At 32.4% G+C, this 19,588-nt stretch carries 20 protein-coding genes and 4 pseudogenes; 8 read left to right on the top strand and 16 right to left on the bottom strand.

Annotated features, from left to right (window positions below):
• Positions 1-56: 56 nt before the first annotated feature.
• From DN393_RS21520 to DN393_RS21490, 8 genes and pseudogenes are all read right to left on the bottom strand, one after another.
• Complete coding sequence (locus DN393_RS21520; protein WP_149173891.1) at positions 57-428, bottom strand: hypothetical protein; 372 nt, start codon at positions 426-428, stop codon at positions 57-59.
• 96 nt (positions 429-524) lie between these two features.
• The gene (locus tag DN393_RS32105) at positions 525-659 is read right to left on the bottom strand and encodes a hypothetical protein (RefSeq protein ID WP_255449804.1); all 135 of its coding nucleotides are present in this window, start codon (positions 657-659) and stop codon (positions 525-527) included.
• Between the two features lie 250 nt (positions 660-909).
• Complete coding sequence (locus DN393_RS21515; protein ID WP_149173890.1) at positions 910-1,905, bottom strand: GH25 family lysozyme; 996 nt, start codon at positions 1,903-1,905, stop codon at positions 910-912.
• A gap of 66 nt (positions 1,906-1,971) precedes the next feature.
• Positions 1,972-2,793 carry a M23 family metallopeptidase gene (locus DN393_RS21510; RefSeq protein WP_149173889.1) on the bottom strand — a complete coding sequence of 274 codons (822 nt, stop codon included), beginning with the start codon at positions 2,791-2,793 and terminating at the stop codon, positions 1,972-1,974.
• Between the two features lie 254 nt (positions 2,794-3,047).
• Positions 3,048-4,016, bottom strand: a complete 969-nt coding sequence (locus DN393_RS21505; RefSeq protein WP_149173888.1) for a lysozyme family protein — start codon at positions 4,014-4,016, stop codon at positions 3,048-3,050.
• Between the two features lie 237 nt (positions 4,017-4,253).
• Positions 4,254-4,640, bottom strand: a complete 387-nt coding sequence (locus tag DN393_RS21500) for a hypothetical protein (protein ID WP_149173887.1) — start codon at positions 4,638-4,640, stop codon at positions 4,254-4,256.
• Between the two features lie 103 nt (positions 4,641-4,743).
• Positions 4,744-5,643: a DnaD domain protein gene (locus tag DN393_RS21495; protein WP_149173886.1), complete on the bottom strand. Its 900-nt coding sequence runs from the start codon at positions 5,641-5,643 to the stop codon at positions 4,744-4,746.
• Between the two features lie 86 nt (positions 5,644-5,729).
• A pseudogene (locus tag DN393_RS21490) lies at positions 5,730-5,964 on the bottom strand (helix-turn-helix transcriptional regulator).
• Between the two features lie 136 nt (positions 5,965-6,100).
• On the opposite strand from DN393_RS21490, the gene DN393_RS21485 reads away from it, so the two are divergent.
• From DN393_RS21485 to DN393_RS31655, 4 genes are all read left to right on the top strand, one after another.
• Entirely contained in the window at positions 6,101-6,529 is a 429-nt protein-coding gene (locus DN393_RS21485) for a helix-turn-helix domain-containing protein (RefSeq protein WP_149173885.1), read from the top strand.
• 22 nt (positions 6,530-6,551) lie between these two features.
• Entirely contained in the window at positions 6,552-6,980 is a 429-nt protein-coding gene (locus DN393_RS21480; protein WP_149173884.1) for an ImmA/IrrE family metallo-endopeptidase, read from the top strand.
• 316 nt (positions 6,981-7,296) lie between these two features.
• Positions 7,297-8,391 (top strand): Rap family tetratricopeptide repeat protein, encoded by a 1,095-nt coding sequence (locus tag DN393_RS21475; RefSeq protein WP_149173883.1) that lies wholly within the window; start codon positions 7,297-7,299, stop codon positions 8,389-8,391.
• Positions 8,388-8,525 (top strand): hypothetical protein, encoded by a 138-nt coding sequence (locus tag DN393_RS31655; RefSeq protein ID WP_167519267.1) that lies wholly within the window; start codon positions 8,388-8,390, stop codon positions 8,523-8,525. Before DN393_RS21475 ends, DN393_RS31655 begins: the two co-directional genes overlap by 4 nt.
• A gap of 944 nt (positions 8,526-9,469) precedes the next feature.
• Here the strand turns inward: DN393_RS31655 and DN393_RS21465 are convergent.
• Entirely contained in the window at positions 9,470-10,687 is a 1,218-nt protein-coding gene (locus tag DN393_RS21465; RefSeq protein ID WP_149173882.1) for an S-layer homology domain-containing protein, read from the bottom strand.
• Positions 10,688-10,901: 214 nt separating this feature from the next.
• Positions 10,902-11,739 (bottom strand): annotated as a pseudogene (locus DN393_RS21460) (S8 family serine peptidase).
• 521 nt (positions 11,740-12,260) lie between these two features.
• On the opposite strand from DN393_RS21460, the gene DN393_RS21455 reads away from it, so the two are divergent.
• From DN393_RS21455 to DN393_RS21445, 3 genes are all read left to right on the top strand, one after another.
• Complete coding sequence (locus DN393_RS21455; protein ID WP_149173881.1) at positions 12,261-13,184, top strand: M28 family metallopeptidase; 924 nt, start codon at positions 12,261-12,263, stop codon at positions 13,182-13,184.
• A gap of 14 nt (positions 13,185-13,198) precedes the next feature.
• Positions 13,199-13,390 carry a hypothetical protein gene (locus DN393_RS21450; protein ID WP_098650555.1) on the top strand — a complete coding sequence of 64 codons (192 nt, stop codon included), beginning with the start codon at positions 13,199-13,201 and terminating at the stop codon, positions 13,388-13,390.
• An 84-nt stretch (positions 13,391-13,474) separates the two neighbouring features.
• Positions 13,475-14,440 (top strand): zinc metalloprotease, encoded by a 966-nt coding sequence (locus tag DN393_RS21445; RefSeq protein WP_149173880.1) that lies wholly within the window; start codon positions 13,475-13,477, stop codon positions 14,438-14,440.
• Positions 14,441-14,672: 232 nt separating this feature from the next.
• Here DN393_RS21445 and DN393_RS21440 read toward each other — a convergent pair whose 3' ends face one another.
• From DN393_RS21440 to DN393_RS32100, 6 genes and pseudogenes are all read right to left on the bottom strand, one after another.
• Positions 14,673-15,200 carry a nuclear transport factor 2 family protein gene (locus DN393_RS21440; protein ID WP_149173879.1) on the bottom strand — a complete coding sequence of 176 codons (528 nt, stop codon included), beginning with the start codon at positions 15,198-15,200 and terminating at the stop codon, positions 14,673-14,675.
• Between the two features lie 154 nt (positions 15,201-15,354).
• Positions 15,355-15,747, bottom strand: a complete 393-nt coding sequence (locus DN393_RS21435; RefSeq protein ID WP_088047559.1) for a nuclear transport factor 2 family protein — start codon at positions 15,745-15,747, stop codon at positions 15,355-15,357.
• 4 nt (positions 15,748-15,751) lie between these two features.
• The gene (locus tag DN393_RS21430; protein WP_149173878.1) at positions 15,752-16,573 is read right to left on the bottom strand and encodes an MBL fold metallo-hydrolase; all 822 of its coding nucleotides are present in this window, start codon (positions 16,571-16,573) and stop codon (positions 15,752-15,754) included.
• Positions 16,574-16,745: 172 nt separating this feature from the next.
• Complete coding sequence (locus DN393_RS21425) at positions 16,746-17,366, bottom strand: DsbA family protein (RefSeq protein ID WP_149173877.1); 621 nt, start codon at positions 17,364-17,366, stop codon at positions 16,746-16,748.
• 879 nt (positions 17,367-18,245) lie between these two features.
• Positions 18,246-18,500, bottom strand: a complete 255-nt coding sequence (locus DN393_RS21420) for a hypothetical protein (RefSeq protein WP_088047561.1) — start codon at positions 18,498-18,500, stop codon at positions 18,246-18,248.
• 380 nt (positions 18,501-18,880) lie between these two features.
• Positions 18,881-19,133: pseudogene (locus tag DN393_RS32100) on the bottom strand (1-deoxy-D-xylulose-5-phosphate reductoisomerase); the annotation flags it as partial.
• On the opposite strand from DN393_RS32100, the pseudogene DN393_RS21410 reads away from it, so the two are divergent.
• A pseudogene (locus DN393_RS21410) lies at positions 19,133-19,549 on the top strand (ABC transporter substrate-binding protein); the annotation flags it as partial. The pseudogenes DN393_RS32100 and DN393_RS21410 sit on opposite strands and share 1 nt — an antisense overlap.
• Positions 19,550-19,588 lie beyond the last annotated feature (39 nt).

Below are 19,588 nucleotides of genomic sequence, written 5' to 3'. Positions count from 1 at the left end.
CTTATTTGATTTAAAATAAAAAAGCCTACATTATATATGCTCGACTTTCCGTTTCATTATTTAGTTCCTTCTTTTTTATTTGCCTCATCTATATGTTCCTCGATAGAATTCCCAGCATCAACTTCTACAGGAACTTCTACTACTGGATCCCCAGATTTGACAATGGAAACCGTAATTGGACTACCTCTAAATAGCTCCACGTTAACATTAAAATTGCTAGCGGTAATAATCCCAGCATTCACTAAATTATCTACAACATCATCAATTTCCATGAATTTATTTTCATTACCTGGATTCGCATCCTCATTCGGTGCTAGATTTTGAATGAATTGCATAACTAACTTCTCTAAGATTGGAATGATTTGATTGATAATTTGGCACTGTAATTGATTGTCTTCTGGATGTTTATTTTGGATAGGATTTGTCATCTTGTTCTCTCCTCCTAAAAAACAAAAATAGAGCAGCTTATAGCTGCTCTATTTTTGTTTTCTTTTCAGTTGTTATTTTTGTTAATTCTTCAGTTTTTAATTGTGCTTTAGAGATCTTCTATTTATACCTTTAACATTCTCTTCTGATGTGTTTAATTTATTTGTGATTTCACTATCTTTTTTCTTTATTTTTTCTATAGATTTGTTAAATCCTTCATTTTGCTGTCTCATTTTAGTAACTGCTTTTCTATTTCTACTTGTGTGTTTTTCACTGGAGTAAGAGTTTGTATAATCTCTTTAATATTTTTGAAACTTCATTGTATTACTACGATACTTTTTTAGCATCTTCCACTTTTTAATTTCATTATTTTTTTGTGGATGCAATATCTATATTAGCTAAATCAATTGTTTCTTTACTAATTCTACATCCGGTATAATAAGCTCCTAACCTGTGCCACTCATACGAGTGAATCTTAACCTTTTATCGAATATCTACAATGTCAAAATGTTTCTCTGGTGCCCAACGATTCCCACCAATATCAATCCAGCCTTCTTTACGGAAGAATACTGTAAGAGGTTCTTTTGAGTTAATACTGCCTTTGTATGCGCCGTTAATTCCATCACAATAGCTTACTTCATATCCTTCTGGAAATTTTGATATTGCTTTGAAGGGTCTCCAATAATAATGCTCTGCTTTTACCCAACGGCTTCTACCTAAGTCTAACCAAACATCATTATCTTCCCCCCAGTACGCATCCCAGTATAATACTTCTGCTGCTGTTGTAAAGTCCCCCAGATATTTACCGTGTGGTCTATCATGATAGTTAATGCCATAGCCTTCCCAGTATATTGATCTTGCCATCCCAATCCCCTCTGGTTGCGGTGTACCAACAGCGCCACCCTTACCTGAAAACCATTCAATAGATTTTTCACCGTTTAAATAATTTAAATCTACATTACCAGTTACGCCTGCAAGACTACCAGTTTCTGTATATTGCCATAAGTCACAACTATACGCTGGTTTATTTCCATAACGTGGAATCCAAAGGAAATCCGCATTCACAGTATTTAGTCCATAGCTTGTAAACATGTGGTGTGATACATATAGCCCCACTTTCCAGCCTGCTGCACGGCACGTATCAATAAATGCCTGCGAAGCTTTTGCTAAGTTAGCCGCTCCACAACTTGCTAAAGTATCATCTTCTACATCTAATACTAAAAATTTTGCCTCTTTATCAGCGCGTGCCATAAAATCATTTGCTTCTACAATAGCATCCTGAACACTTACATAACATCCATAAGCATAGTGTCCAAATGGAACACCATAGTCTTTACAGCCTTGCACATACTCTTTATAACGTTTATCAATTGTCCTTGACCCATATTGTACACGTATAATAGCAAGGTCTAGCTCCTTACTAGCTGCAGCCCAATTTATTGAATTATTGTGATGAGATAAATCTGCAATTTTCTTCATTTCCAGTCTCCTTCTTTCCCCTATAAAAATTTAAGAATAAAAAAACAACTCTTAACAGAGTTGTTTTTATCGAATATCTACAATGTCAAAATGTTTCTCTGGTGTCCAACGATTCCCACCAATATCAATCCAGCCTTCTTTACGGAAGAATACTGTAAGAGGTTCTTTTGAGTTAATACTGCCTTTGTATGCGCCGTCAATTCCATCACAATAGCTTACTTCATATCCTTCTGGGAATTTTGATATTGCTTTGAAGGGTCTCCAATAATAATGCTCTGCTTTTACCCAACGGCTTCTACCTAAATCTAACCAAACATCATTATCTTCTCCCCAGTACGCATCCCAGTATAATACTTCTGCTGCTGTCGTAAAGTCCGCAATATATTTACCGTGTGGTCCATCGTAGTAATTAATGCCGTATCCTTCCCAGTATATTGATCTTGCCATCCCAATCCCCTCTGGTTGCGGTGTACCAACAACACCACCTTTTCCTAAGTAGTCTAACGGATTCACAGCATTACTCTTATTCATATTCCAGCCGCCTTTATGCATTTCAAAATGTAAATGCTGACCATAGGCTTCTCCTGTTTCTCCCATAACCCCGATTGTTTGTCCTTGTGTAACATAATCACCTTGTTTAACTGTACGGGAGCCACTTCGCATATGAGCGTATACGGTTTCCCATGTAATCCCATTAATATTATGGACAATCATAATACACTCGCCGTAACTAGTTGAAAAATACGAACGACTAACTTGCCCGCCAGCTGCTGCATAAATTGGATGATAACCTGCTTGTGCAAGGTCTATCCCATGATGATCTGGTCTGTCACCCCTAAAACCACTTGTTACTCTCGTTGTATCTGTTGGATAAATAAATGTTGCCATATAAATCTTCCTTTCTATTTCTATATTGTCTATATTTATTATTTTTAAATATATTGTAGGTTTTCCAACCTCAAAATGAACAAGACAGAACATTTCCCTATTGTTATCTACTATTAAAATTTCCATCTTGTAACCATAAGTTAAATGTCACTGAAATTAGCCAAAAATATCGAAAGCTATTATTCTATATAGCTAACTCTTCTTACCTAAAACACCGTTTAAAGATAAAAAACAACTCTTAACAGAGCCGTTTTTTATCGAATATCTACAATGTCAAAGTGTTTCTCTGGTGTCCAACGATTCCCACCAATATCAATCCAGCCATCTTTACGGAAGAATACTGTAAGAGGTTCTTTTGAGTTAATACTGCCTTTGTATGCGCCGTCAATTCCATCACAATAGCTTACTTCATATCCTTCTGGAAATTTTGATATTGCTTTGAAGGGTCTCCAATAATAATGCTCTGCTTTTACCCAACGGCTTCTACCTAAATCTAACCAAACATCATTATCTTCTCCCCAGTACGCATCCCAGTATAATACTTCTGCTGCTGTCGTAAAGTCCGCAATATATTTACCGTGTGGTCCATCGTAGTAATTAATGCCGTATCCTTCCCAGTATATTGATCTTGCCATCCCAATCCCCTCTGGTTGTGGAACACCGCCTGCATTAAAATCTACATATTGTTTAACAATTTCAGCGTAGAAGAAATTCCCTCCATTTTTATATCGGTAACCACCATTGTAGGCTACAGCAATCGGGTTACTATATCGAACCATGGCACCTGTTGTATTTCCAAGTGATGGCGCAACAACCGTTTTAGAGTACAGATCCGCTACCGGTAATGAATGTTGTTTATTGTTAGAAGCTAACCAGCGAAGGTAAGCTCGTCCAAAATTATATGATTGAACAATGGCACTTAAATCTGTAATACCATTTTTTTTCGCATCATCAAAAGCTCCTTTTAAATGCTTTACTCCATAATAAATTGAATCTTTAGGATTTTTAATTGTATTCATTGACCAGCCTTGTGATTCACTTGACTGCATAATATCAGGTGTTGTTTCAGAGTTCCCTCCACTTTCCACCATAATAATTCCAAGTACGTAAGGAACCAACTCAGAAACACCTTGTGCAGAACATTCACTTTCTACCATCGATTGCCAACGTAACACTTGTTGTGGCAAATTCTTTGTTTTAGCTGAAGCAGCTAATATATTCATTATTAAACATCTCCTTATTTCCCTATTATTTTTGTCTAAAATACTACTACTTTACGAAATATGACTATCAGTCAAATACCTATTAATCTATAAAATTACTTCATGTTGCTCACCTTCTTTCACAACAAAAAGAGCAACCATAAAATAGTTGCTCTTTCGTCGAAATCTTATATTACTACTATAAATCACTTTTTCAATACTTTCTGTACACTGCATGTAGCCTACAAAAAGGTAACATTAAAACCCCTCTAAAAACTTGACAATCTTTCTTATTTCAGCATGTTTTCGTCGGATATAGCCTGTACTATAATGCAAGTCAAACGCTATTTGTTCTAAAGTCATTCCATCTCCATACTTCATTTTGATTATTTGATGATCTAATCCTGTAAACTTATTAATTAAAATCTTTAAATCGTACATTTCATTCATCTTATGTCCTAATTCATATTCAATAGCTTCAATACGACCTTCTACCTTAGTACCATCTGATTCAGTAGTTAATCGGACATATTGCAAGTCCCCACTAGTCCATCGCTTTAATTCCGCTTTTGATTTATCTAAGTTATATTCTATATACGTAATTTCTTCTTCTAGTTTCTGATAATCTTTCAGCCAGCCTAGCATCTAATAATCCACCTACTTTTCTTTATTTACATCCTGGTTTTATTGATATCACCAAAGGTAAACTAATCTTTATAATCAATTAAATATAATATATAGATATTTATCATAATTTATATTTTCTTAATAAATCTTTTAATCTCTCTCGATCTTCTTCAATAGTTAACTCATTATTTTGTCTAGATTGCTTTCCTAAATCTTCATCTTCTTTTTGATGTAGCCATTCTGGTACCATTTCATTTCGTCTGGTAAAACCTGATCCAAATTGTTTTTTATTCTTACAAAAATCAAACTGTGAATCTAACACAACTACATCATTAAGTGTTTTTACTTTTTGACTTTCCCAGTTTTTAAGAATTCCACGTACATACCTCCACTTTGGTATATTCTCATCAATTGATCTCTTTACTGCTTCCAAAATTAGTTCACTGCCTAATGCTTCGCAAAATTCACCGAGCTCTACAATAGCTATTTCACTTAACAATATTCCATTCATCAGCAAAAATTTATAACTTATTTTGAAATCTTCATTTATCAATCTTTGTGGGAGTGATTTTTCCTTATTATCATGATGATGATCCTTATTTTGTGTATCAGTGTTTAGTTTTTTAGTACTTTTTAAATCAGTATTTAGTAGCTTGCGATTTTCCACCAGTAGATTCCCATCAACAGGATTTTCAGCAGGTAGGTTTTCCACTGATGGAAAATCATCCACTGGGATTTCGTAAATAATTGTCTCCCATCTTACAATTTTATTTTTTTCATCTCTTATCGGAAATCTTTTAATGTATCCATACTCTTTTAATTCCTTCATTCCAGCTCTTAAGCTATTAATACCATCTTTTGCATGTTGAGATAATTCCTCTCTATAAAACACCCAATCATCTGGAAGTGTAAGTATGTATGCTAATATCCCCTTCGCCTTCCAAGAAAGCCTTTTATCTTTTAACCCTGTATTATTTATGACGGAATAATTATGATCCTTTTTAACTCTACAAATCCCCATAATATCTACCCCTCCATTATTATTAAGAACAAATACCTACTTTCAAAGTTCGGTACTCACTACCTTTAACTTTCTCATAACGAGATCTATTTTCCACCCTTTTCACACCAACACGAGGTTAAAAGAACTTAAAGTTCGATTTATTATTAAAAAAATATCATCTACACTCATATCAAAAAACTGTGCAATCTTTTTAGCAGTTTTCATTGAAGGGGTTCTTTCTTTTTGATCAATCATTCGAATATATCGTTCCGTAACCCCAAAATAACTAGCAAGTTCTTTATATAACTTCTTTTCCGAATCGTACATTTTGTTACCCATTAATCCACCTCCATAAGAACAATTAGTTCTAAATACAGATTAAAGATCTAATTGTTCTTTGTCAACACAAAAAGGAACTATTTGTGCTATAATGAATCTAAAGAGAACAATTAGTTCAATTAGAGAGGTGAACAATGTGATAGGAGTTAGAATAAAATCCTTACGAAAAAAAGAAAATTTAACACAAAAACAACTAGCTGAAAAAATTGGAGTATCCCAAAGAATGATAGGCTACTACGAATCAGAAGAAAGATTCCCTCCACATGATGTTCTAACTAAATTAGCGGATTGTTTTTCAGTTTCAGCTGACTATTTACTAGGACGAGCTGTTACGGATGAAACTAAGAAGCAATTAACGCCAAAAGATGATAAAGACATAGCAAAAAGAATGGAAGAAATAAAAAAAGACCTTCAAGGAGAAGATGGCTTAATGTTCTCTGGTGAACCTATGAGTCAAGAAGCTGTAGAATCACTATTAGATGCAATGGAGTACATTGTAAAACAAACGAAAGTAATCAATAAAAAATACGTGCCTAAGAAATATCGTAATCCAGACGATAAATGATGCGAGCTTAGGAGGGAATACATTGAAATTCGTCATTAGAGATCTAGTCCAACAACTTAGCAACAAATACAACACGACAAACCCCTATGAGCTTGCAGACTACTTAAAAATACATGTACTAACATGGGATTTACATGAAGAAATAAATGGTTTTTATAAATATGAAAAAAGAAATCGTTTCATTGTCATTAATACTCATTTGTCTCCATCCATGCAGAAAACTGTTTGTGCTCATGAATTAGGACATGCAGTTCTACATACTCATGCAAATACACCTTTTCTGCGTAAGAATACATTCTTTTCCGTTGATAAATTAGAGATAGAAGCAAACACGTTTGCTGCGCTTTTGTTAATTGACAGAAAAACCATTCAGCCTGGTGATACAAAAGCATGTATAGCATACAAAAATAATATTCCAGTTGAACTTTTGGAATTTTACAAGCCTTGCTAAAGGAATTAAGACATTATAATTATTGGTTCAAACACTGACGAAAAGAGAGAATATCCCTTCGTTTCAGCATAAGAAGTGAAATATTATCTATTGTTTAAAATTATGTAAGTCTTCTTTTTTGTGCTATACTTTTTTTGAGTCTAGTAATCGTCATTTTACGGTAGCCCTCAAAACATATATAATAAGGGCTGCTATCATAAATTGACTGAATTTTCTGACCTTTATTGAGAAATGGTATATGATGGATTTAGTCTTATCTAATTTCTGTTATGATATTTATTAAGATATATCATATATATATGATGAGGAGGATACTATGAACGTTTCAGTTAAGGGGAACGATAAGATTACACAGCTTTTAAATGAATGGTATATAGAAATCCGTGCAAGAAGAATTGGTCAAGCGCATAGGCTGAAAGAAGAGATTGATAAAAAGATTAACGATATAGAAGAAGATCAGAATCTACAATTATATTACTCCCTTTTAGACTTCCGCTTCCAATACATTGTAGACAACTTAGGTGTCTCTGCAAGTAGCTTTGATAAGGTTGAAGCATTTGAGATTCCAACAAACAACTTTTTAACTTACTACTATCATTTCTTTAAAGCAATACATACTTCGGGTATTGGTAACTATGCAATCGCAAAAGAACACTTTGACAAAGCAGAATCTCTTCTTAAATTAGTACCCGACGAGATTGAAAAGGCGGAGTTTTACTATAAATTAGGTGCTTTTCATTATGATATTTATGAATCACTTAACTCAGTTAAATATACGGCCAAAGCAAAAGAGATTTTTGAACAACACGAGAACTATGAACGTAACGTCGGGTTCTGTGAGAATCTTCTTGGAACTGCATGTACAAAATTAAAAGAATGGGCATTATCAGAAGAACACCTTATCAAAGCTATGGATATATTTCAAAAGCTTGATGAGGAAAAATATATTCTTATGGTTAGACATAACCTAGGGTATATGTACTCTAGTCAAAACCTCTCTCCTTTGGCGATTAGATATCTTTCAGAAGTAATAAACCATAATCCTAAACATCACAAGGCAATCTTCTTAAAAGCTAGAGAACATTATAAATTGAATGAACTTGATATTGCGAAGGATTTAGTCGATAAAGGTTATAGCATATGCCTCGAATTAGGCAATACAGAGTATATCCATCTATTCTCTATTTTAAACTGCCTCATCTCAAATGTATCTGGAGAAGATTTAGAAAAGACTGCACTTGAAGGAATATCTTACTTTGAAAGCGAATCACTATATGAGTATGTGGAAGATAGCCAAGAGTATTTGGCTGTTAAATTCTATGAAGAAAGAAACCATATTAAATCAAGTGAATACTTCTATCTGGCCACGAAAACACGACAAAAAATCAAAGAAAGGGAGTCCTTAAAATGAAAAAACTAGTATTAGGATTGATGGGCGTTTTAACAGCCTTAACTTTGACAACAGGTATTTCCTCTGACAAGGGTAACAATAAATCTGTTACACCTGTTATTATGATGATGGAACATGGAGATCACGGTGGTTGATATCCTATTTTAATGTACACAGAATAGATACTAATGCAAAGGGAAGGATGTTTTCTTCCCTTTTTATATTGCTCCACTTTGTATATGCTATCAATTCTATTTAGCGAAAAAATTTTTATATTTTTATAATTTAATATTTAGTTATATTGATCATACTCTTTTTCAGTAAGCTCACTCATTAAGCGCTATAATTTTTTGATTTATAAAATAGCCCTCTTCCTGTAACGCGATTTTCATACGTGGATAACCATATTCTTTGTGCTTTACGTGAATCAATCGTAGTACCTTTATTAATCATTCCTTTGATTCTAGTCGCATGTTTTTCATACCTTTGGTATGAATACTTATAGTAACTTGAACGATGTACACCCGCAAATTTCGTAAGCCATATAACTGGATATTTTGTCTTTAATGATTCAATGATATGATATCTCTCTTTATATTTTAGTACGCCTTCATTTAGAGATTTGGATACTGCTGTTTTAAATATTCAACCTTTGCCTTATAGTAGTCACGTTCCTCTTCAATCGTCCTAAAATAAACACGTTTTCCTTTTAGAACGTTTAGTATACCTTTTATTCCCCCATTTTTCCTGTGAGTATCTGAAATCTCACCACATTCTTTTTATTTTTTGACCCAATTTTTAAGCTGGGTAGAACTTCTAATATGATATTTTTCCTTTATCATATTGTAACTTCCTTCTCCGTTTAAATAACTTTAAACAGCTGATAACTTTAATTCTTCTAAATAGGTATTAAATATCGATCTTTTTTAGTCATGAAAAATCCCCTCCAGTTAATAGTGTAACATCCATGTGTTTACATGGTCTTTTTTACACTGTCCACCTAAAGGGGATAATATCACAGTCGGTCTTTTTCAAAAAATCTCTAAGCTCTAATATTGTCTATACTTTACTGTACGAAAATCTATACACTACTTAAATATTACTTTCCTTGTACAGAAATTCCTAATACATAGTAATCTGGATGTAGAGTAACTACAGACTCTCCAGGGCTCACCCACTCTAGAGGACTTACATTTAATTCAACGCTATGATTATCTTTTTCAAAACGATTGATATAATCCTTATTATTTTTTATAAAACTATCAATTTCTTTTTTTAATTCTGGATTTGGATTTACTAATTTATCAATCTCTTTATCAAGTGTGAAATTCGGATTTATCATATGCATCCAGTTTTCCGCTAGCTCAACAGTTGATTTGTCAACGACAAACACGAAATAGAAATTATCTTTATCCTTCCCAACAAACGAAAATGAACCATGAGAATCAATCATTCTTGGCAAATTAGGAGTATATAGATCAATTTCTGATGCAACGTATCTATATCTGAAATTCGCATTATATTTCTTATTTACTTCAGTAATAAGATTTTGACCTTGCTTAGAAATAGATTGCTCTCTTACAGGTGAAATTTCAATTGAATATCTATCAAAGAAAAAATCATCTGTCACTAACGCATTGGGAATACCTATTGGCGTTACTCCTGGTTTTGTCTCTGGCTTTGTTTCTGGTTTTGTCTCTGGTTTTGTCTCTGGTTTGTTCACACTTTTAATTCCATTGTATAGAAACTGTGCATATTGCTCACGTGTTACAACTCTTTTTGGCTCGAATAAGTTACTTCCTGTACCAGCAGCAATTTTACTCTCCTGCACTGCACTAATTGCCTTCGTAGCCCAATAATTCTTGTCAACATCTTTAAAAGTGGTGACAGTTGTTCCTTTTAAATCAAATACTTGTGTTAGAACAGCTGCTAATTGTTCACGAGTTAAGACCTCATTTGGTCCAAACTTTCCATTACCATATCCACTCATAATCCCTGCTTTTGTGATTGCTAAGATTTCTTTTTCGAACATAGAACCTTTTATATCCGTAAATGGGTTTTGAAATTTAGCATCTACATCTACTGGTTTCAAGTATACATAAAGCAATCTAGCAACTTGACCACGTGTAATACTATCGCCGAAACCAAAAATGCCATTTCCATAACCAGCTACGATATTTTTCTCTTTTAGATCCATAATTGCTTTATATGACCAATGATCAGTAGGAACATCTTTAAATGTTGTATCTGCCTGTACATTTGTTAAAGTTGTTGCTGCAAGTACTGCACCTGTTAAAATCATTTTTTTCATTTTCATGCTATTTCCCCTTCTTATCCTAATTATTTTTGCGAACAAAAATATACTTTATTTTCCAATATAAATATAATAACATAAATACATTATATTTATATATGATTATTTATTGTTATTAATGATAAAAATACTAATCCCCCAGAACGCTATAGACTCACTAAAAAACTCTTCTTGCCTATAGTAGAGTTTTTACTACGATTTCACTGTTACATTTCACTTAACACTCTCTTGATAAGTCCATCATTCCATTTACTACCAAAAATAGAGAATATCCAATATTAGTAGTTCTTTTTATCAATTGGGCATAAATTTCACTTTCTGATAATATTCTTTTAAATTCTTTTTCACTTTGTTTAATAATTAATGCAGCTGCTCTTGAAACATGTGGGGTTGCCATTGAAGTACCACTCAATTTAGCATATCCGCCATCTCTATCAGTTGACCAATTCTCTTCACCTGGTGCCACTAAATCTAAATGATTATTAGAATTACTTTTACACGCAATTTTTTTATTTATATCTACTGAACCAACCTCTACTATTTCTTGATAGGCCCCTGGATAGCTCAGTTCATTTGTTTCTTCTCTACAGTCCCCATCATTTCCAGCCGAGCATACAACAAGTATGTTATTTTACTGCTAACTTTATCGCTTCATGTAAGCAATAGGCATCTTTTTTTCCACTTAGGGACATAGAAATGATTCTAACCTTCTCTCCCTTAGAGCCTCTCCAGTTTATTGCATTAATGATTCCAGCTGTAATCCATTCATTTGATGATTTTCCCTTTCCATCAAACACTTTTAAAATTAGTAATTTGGCTAATGGAGCTACCCCAATAATACGATCTTTTAAATCAATATGTTCAGTATTTCAACCTTTATCTAAAACCGCAATAACTATGTCCTTTCCTTGTTCACTTTTCTCCCATACTGATGGAGCATGTATCAGTTTTACTCCACTAGGTATTTCAGCTACACTTGAAGCCATTTCTAATACTTGGAAAGGAATTAAAGATATTGCATTTTGTCCATTCACAAATGAATTTCTATGACTCATTAACTTCACCTCATTAGATTTAAATAAAGACCCTCGGATACTATTGTTTGATTTGAATGTAATTAATATGTAATGCAGCATAAAACTTTATTTTTTACTTATCAAAAATATAACTTCATTTTCTCCTTATATACATCATGAAGAATATTACTTTTTTTCTTTAAAACCCATGAACAGCAATCTAAAGCCACTCATTTTATTCTAAGTAGTTTTTTAAAATCTCGTTCTTTACATTATAAAAATCTAATATTCATTTTTTAGTCTAATACATTTTTAAAATAAGATATTTATATTTCTCTAACCCTGAAACTTTTGAGGATTATCTAAGATTTAAACACTACTTCCAAATGGTATTTACATCCAAAAATGTCATTTAACTTCATATATATAAAAAATAATTAACTATGATAAATGTAAATTTACCAGTTAATGCTTGTATAAACGTATGAGTTCGTTCACAAGTTATATTTGAAATACTGCTTTCTAAGCAAAAATATAATTAAGGTGGTGAAATTATAAGAATGAGTGAACCTATTGTCCCTGGTGGTACTAATGATACTGAAAACGAATTACTTATTTCCGGCAGTTTTCATAATCAGTCTACACTTGTAAATTCTATACAATCACTAGTTAATCAAGTAAGCGAAAATCAGTTCCAATCATATTTAACACATTTAGTTTCATATCCAACAAGGTTTTCTACTAGCTCTTTTTATGAAGAAGCCGCAACGTGGACTCGTGAGATATTAAATGAAATGGGATATACAACTAGTAGCGAAACAATACGCGTAAATAATGAAGATAGCCAAAATGTTATCGCAAATAAAATGGGTACAAATCGTGATGAAGAGAAACACTTAATAATTATTACTGCCCATCTTGATTCTGTTAACCATAGTGGAGGGCCTTCATCTAATGCTCCTGGAGCCGATGATAATGGCAGTGGTAGTGCAGGAGTTTTGGAAATTGCTCGTGTATTCAAAGACATTCCCGTACAACATGATCTGCGCTTTATCCTTTTTGGAGGAGAAGAACAAGGATTATTAGGTAGTAAACAATATGTTGAGAACCTACCTACTCCAGATAAAAATCGCGTTCGAGCAGTTATTAATATGGACATGATAGGAAAATTAAACACTTCGACACCAGCAGCATTAATTGAAGGTTCACCGTTATCTGAAGAGCTCATTAATGGATTAAAAAATGCAGCATCTTTATATACGGATCTCGATGTTAAGGTATCTCTTAATCCATTTGATAGTGACCATGTATCTTTTCTTAATAAGGGAATACCTGCTGTTTTAACAATAGAGGGCGAAGACTCTTTGAATCCTAATGACCATACCGCAAACGAAACTCTTGAGCATATCCATTATCCACTTGCTCTCGATATTTTACGAATGAATATAGGTTTTATTGCTTCTCAAATTACAAATTTAGAATGAAAGAGGGAATTTTCATGAAAAACTCTACCCATGAAGAAAGTTTTAACAATACAACAGATGATTCAAAAGAAACTTCCCCTATCAGGCGTAATTGTGGAACTATGTGTATGCACGAAAATTTATTGAAAGAATCAAAAGAATACAGAGAAGAACGAGAAAAAATCGAAAAAATGACTGAAGAATTTATTAAGAATAAAAAACAATAAACATTTTTACAATAGTTTTCGAATCAAACATTATTTGAAATATTCAATGTAACTTACATGATATCAGCTAAAGGAGAAATTAAAATGCCAAATCAAACTAACTCATCAGAAAGAACAAATACACCTACTTTGCGTAGATGCGCAACCATTGAGCTTCATCAAAAATTACTAGAAGAGTCTGAGCAATATAAAAATGCACGTGCGAAAATTGAACGTGTCACAAGCGAATTTCTAAATAGTGCGCGTTTAGAATCAGAAAGGCCGGTTGTCAAAATCCCTGTAGTAGTCCATGTTGTATGGAATACTGAGGAACAAAACATCTCAGATGAACAAGTCCAAAGTCAAATTGATGTTTTAAATCGTGATTTTCGAGCAACGAACCCTGATATCGCAAATGTACCTTCTGCATTTAAAGATTCTGTAAGTGATGCTAGAGTAGAATTCTTTCTTGCTACAAAAGATCCTAAAGGAAATCAAACAAATGGTATCACTCGTTCCCATACAACCAATCAATCATTTTTGATGAGGAATAATCCTGTCAAATTTAAAAATAAAGGTGGAACAGATGCATGGCCATCTGATAAATACTTAAACTTGTGGGTATGTCCTCAAATTTTAGACAACGACGGTGAAGAGGTCTTAGGTTATGCACAATTTCCAGGCGGTTCCACTAAAACAGATGGTGTAGTTATAGAATACAAATATTTTGGCACTACAGGTACTGCGACAGTACCCTACCATTTAGGACGAACAGCTACGCATGAAATTGGACATTGGTTTAACCTATATCATATTTGGGGTGACGATCAACGTTTACCTGACATTTGTAGTGGTTCAGATAGAGTTGATGATACACCCAATCAAGGAGAACCAAATTACGGAAAACCGACATTCCCACACACTTCATGTAATAATGGACCAAATGGAGATATGTTTATGAATTTTATGGACTATGTTCATGATGATACTATGTTTATGTTTACAAAAGACCAAGTAGATCGTATAGATGCATGTCTTGCTGGACCACGTTCATCCTTTCTTACAAACTAATACGGTAATCTAATTTTATAACGGTGCAGTATTAAAATTAAATGATAAACAAATAGATGCAATAAGCACCCTACAAATCATAATAAATTAAATCTCGTTAAAACAAAAAGAGATGTCCTAGTACTATATCTAGGGCATCCCTTCATTTTTACTCAGCTTAAAATTAACTTGTCTATATTTCAAGATTCTATACATCTCTAACAATTAAACAATTATTAGGGATATCTTCTACCTAAAACATCGTATTATTATTAGCTGCCTCATTTGGAATCTCTTGAATTACATCCCAGTGTTCAACAATCTTCCCATCCTTTATACGAAAAATATCCACTATAGCAACTCCCTTATCTTGAGAATTAGCACGAGAATGTACATGAAGAGCAACTGTATCTCCTTCAGCTACTACACGTTTAATCTCTGCAGAGGAATTTGGATTTTTTACAAAGTCCTCCTTAAAGAAATCCATGAAGGCTTTTCGTCCATCAGCAACAAAAGGATTATGTTGCTTATAATCTTCACTTACATATTTAGGGATAATATCAATATTATGCTTGTTAAAAACTTCATTATAGAAATCAACTACCATCTTTTTATTCTTTTCTTTTTCTGTCACATTATCTTTCGATACTGATGCAACATTCTCGCTCTTTGTTGAATGACCTTTGGTATTACCAGTTGAAGCTTGAAATATCAAAGTCGACACAATTCCTAAAATAAACACAGAAATAATTATTACTATTAAATTTTTCTCTAATTTCATATATACCTACCTCTTCTAATTTTATGATTCATATTCGATAACAAACTCGATAAAGGATAAACCTTACCCAGAATGTGATGTAAGAGATATTGTTAGGAAAATCCATCTTTCCTAACAATACTCCCTATACGAGGAATGTTAGAAACTAGTAACTCTAACTTAATACCTCATTAACAGTTGCACTGTCCACAATTTGAATAAACTTCTTAACCTTATCGTTCTCATCAAACTCATAAAGATGACAAAAATCTGCTATGAATGATTTCCCTGTTATTTTATATATTCCACTATATTTTCCATACACGATAACAGTATTATTATTAAAAGCATAAATTTCATCTTTAGCGCTATAGTTATCCCATTCAGTTCCAAGACGTTCATGTACGTTTTTCACTACTTCATCGGGACCTATATAAGTGCCCGCATATGGAAACCCCGCAGCTTCTGTCCAAGATACTTTTTCACTTAAATACGTTTTGAAAACATCTAATTTTCCTTCGCTAGTTAACACATATGTTTCATGTAATAGTTTTTGATATTTATTCATAGCATTAACCCCAAGGCATTTCTTTTGTTACAACTTTTGCACTTAATTCTAATACACCTTTATTTGCATAGCCTGGATATGCTGTTTCAAGTTTTGCTACAAAATCTTTTGAAGTTTTACTTTCCTCAGCAGCTTGAATTGCAGTTCTTAGATAATTCATAGTTGCATGAACTGCTTGATTATCTAATGATTTTTCGATTGATCCATGGCTCGGTACAATAATGTCAGCATTTAACTCCTGTAATACTTTCAAGTTCTCAATCCATGCCTCCATTGCTTCTTTTGAGCTAGTATCTGCTAAGAATAGATGGATTTCGTTAAATACATCTATACCTCCAATTAATAATTTCAGTTCTCTGTTAAATAAGCTTGTTCTGTAATGATCTAAGCCTACTAGTTCAAATGTTAGTCCCTGAAAATCAATAGATTTTTCCTTAAACACTTGAGGTAATACCACATTACTTGGTGCATTTTCTCCAAGTGCATCTTTCCAAACCTTTAATTTCCCTAATACAGAATGAACAATATGTTCAACCGTAGACTCTGTAGCATACGCTATAGCTTCTGGATAAGCAGCTTTTATACTTTCTAACCCAAAATAGTAATCAGGATCTCCATGGATAATAAAGATTTTATCTAGAGATAAGTTATTGTTTTTCAAATAATCCACAATTTCTTTCGAATCAGATTGAGTAAATTTTGAGTTTATTAAAAATGCATGTCCTGCTTTCTCAACTAAGGTTGCAGTGACCATAAAACTATTTTCGTCTGAACTAAACACCGTCAATTTTACATCTTTTTGATTTATATCAATTGTTTTAAACATAGAATGTTATTCTCCTTTTTTAAAGTTATTAATTAGTTACCATATTTTTGTCTTATTCCGACAGAAGCTCCCTTTTCAATTCACCTGAAAGTGTAATAGCACCAGCAAATATTCGGGAACTGTATGTCAGTTGGCGTAAGCTAACATGTTTGCTACTATAGCTTAAGTTTTCTTAATATAAATTTTTAAAACGTGCTTCAATTTTATCTAGCGTCATTACCCCACCACCAATAGGAATAATTTGATTATCCTTTTGTAAAAGTAAAGAAGGATAACTATTAACACCAAGCTGTCGAACCTTATTGAAATCATTTTGGACATCTACAATTGTTTCTTGCGCATTTAAACGCTCTAATACTTGTTCAGGGTCCAAACCATGCTCAATTGCAATCTTACGATATATCTCAGGATCACTTAGGCTTTGTCCATCATAATAAAATGCTTTTTGCATAGCAGACGTGAATTCTAACAAACGGTCTGGCGCTAATGAACGTAAAGCTGAAAATCCAATTGCAGCATCTTTCGAATTCATTTTAAAAGTCCCTTCTTCCACCAATTTTTGATAGGAAGGACCAAATTCTGCACCTGTAAGTTGATTAATTCTTTTATTTCCCTCTTCTATATATGAAAAATTTTTTATTGGTAGATCATCTAAAAATAATCCTCCACATAAGACTGTTAACGGCATTTCAGTGTGTTCTTTGTAAAACCCTTTAATACTTTCTGAAAAACCATAGCACCATCCACAATATGCGTCCCATACATATATAAGGTTATCTTGTTTTTTCTCCATTTAAATCTCCTACCTTTATTTTTATTAGCTAGTTCAGCTATCACTTAAAAATTCTTAGCTAGCTTTTTAGTTTGTAAAATTGCATCTTTTTTTAGCAACCTTATTATTTTCCCCAAAAACTAATCCTTCCAAAAAAAGATCACTAAAATTATTTATAAAAGATAACACTGCACATTTTGGCTCTAAAGCAGAAAATACTACCGTTAAGAATATGAATAGTTGTTAATATAGTAGTAATTTTCTGCACTGAACGACAACGTATAGACTGCTATCCTTAATTAAATATATAAATTTTTTTCTTAAAAAAGGAAGTTGTTGTAACTAAATAAGTTACACCTTATGTAACCATATTAGTTACAACTAAATTAAAAGTCAATTCTTTTTTACAAAAACCATTACATTTCTACTATTATACACCGGACAAACATTGAAAAAATGGTGAAGTAACGGTTTATGTATGTCGAACAAGGGATAGCTACCTGCCATCCCTTGTTCGAAGCCAATTCATCTCCCACCTACTCACTAGGCTGTGACCCTTCACGCTCCTCGAGAAAGGAGTCTTATTGACTAAAATGATAAAATTTTAAGAAGACCTACAATTAGAACTTGAAATTTATTAATTTCATGGAACAGATCATTATTTTGAATAATCACTTTCCTTATTTGAATTTCTTTTCAATTGAAAAAAGTACCTTTATTTTGATATGCATGATTACTTAACCCCATATAGCCACTTATGAAATGTTATTTCATAGGTGGCTATATGGGGTTAAAGTGTTATTTTTATTAAACGTTGTTAAATATCCAGATGTTATCTTATGAAAATCTACTTTTAAAAATTAACTAGCTTATATATCTACATACAAACCATTTTAAATTTCATTTTTTTAATAATAATTCATCAATTTTCTTTTCAAAAACGTCAATTTCCAAATCACTTTTTATCATTTTATCAATATCATAATTAACAATAAAATTCTTAACCTGATTATCAAATAAAATTCCTGAACTATATTTTTTTTGAAACCATTGCTGTTGTTTTAATATTTTATACTTTTTCTTAAACACTTTTTGTTTCTTGGAAGGGATTAAAAGAAAAAGTTGTCCTATTAACCCTACTATAAATTCAATCATTACTTTCAACTTCCTTTCTTAAGTAATTACCATTAAACTATTAAAACTCATAGCTATTTTTAACAAAATTAAAGAAAAAAATAGTTATTGATCTTGTAAACTGGTAATCTTATTTTAAACTTGCAGAAAATTATTGTTAAAAAATATATAGATGAGTATAAATCACTCATCTATAGTTTAGCAATGATAAAGATAAATAATAGACTATATTATTATTAAATATGAATAATGGCATATTTAATAATTTAGGCATCATAATATTAACTATAGCTAAATCAATATGATTTTCTTCTAAACAGCTTAAAGTAGCATCACCATTCGGAATCTCTAAAAATACTTTAAAAGTTTAATAACGTCTATGTAATTATCAACCATTAATATGTTTTTTCAATATCAAAAAAAAAATTTCATTTTGTAAATATAGCGCATTTGCTGCATTTAATACAGCAGGTATTGTACCACCAATTTCCCCTGATTCATACGCATAATGTAAAAAGGGGGATTTTTTGAAATCTGTTTTTTAAAGTGTAGGCTAGCTATCTCTAGTAGGTTTAATTTTTTAAAGTTTGATTGTAATTAAGTTGGATAATGGAATGCATATTGAATCGGTATTCTCATGTCAGGGGCACCGATCTATACCATTTCAAGTTAAATGGGTTCCATTTGAAAGCTATCTTAAGGATGAAAAACTTAATGAACAAGTTGATCTTTTTATTCATGGTGAAGTATTCGAGATGAACCAAGAGATATCATTTTATTATTTTTTAACAGCTAGATATTCACCATTGGCTAAAGTCTTAAAAACAAATGAATCACTAAGAAAGCAACTATCTAAGTACAAGCATACACATTTTGAAGAGTGGGCTTCATTAAATAAGAAGCTTGAAAAAGAACTGATAGAATCCTCTATTATGATTCCCTTATATTATGATACACGTCAAATTCCTTTTTCATCAGATTTAACGAATATTAAGATGAAATATTTTGGTTATGTGGATTTTTCTCAACTTTGGATAAGACCTTTAATTCAAAATTCACAACAAACCTAATCCACTTGTAAGAATTATCAACCTAAAAAACTTACCTAA

Origin of the sequence: Bacillus sp. BPN334 (assembly GCF_008368885.1) — a bacterium.
Lineage (GTDB): Bacteria > Bacillota > Bacilli > Bacillales > Bacillaceae_G > Bacillus_A > Bacillus_A wiedmannii.
This window is presented reverse-complemented; position numbering and strand designations above follow the sequence as displayed.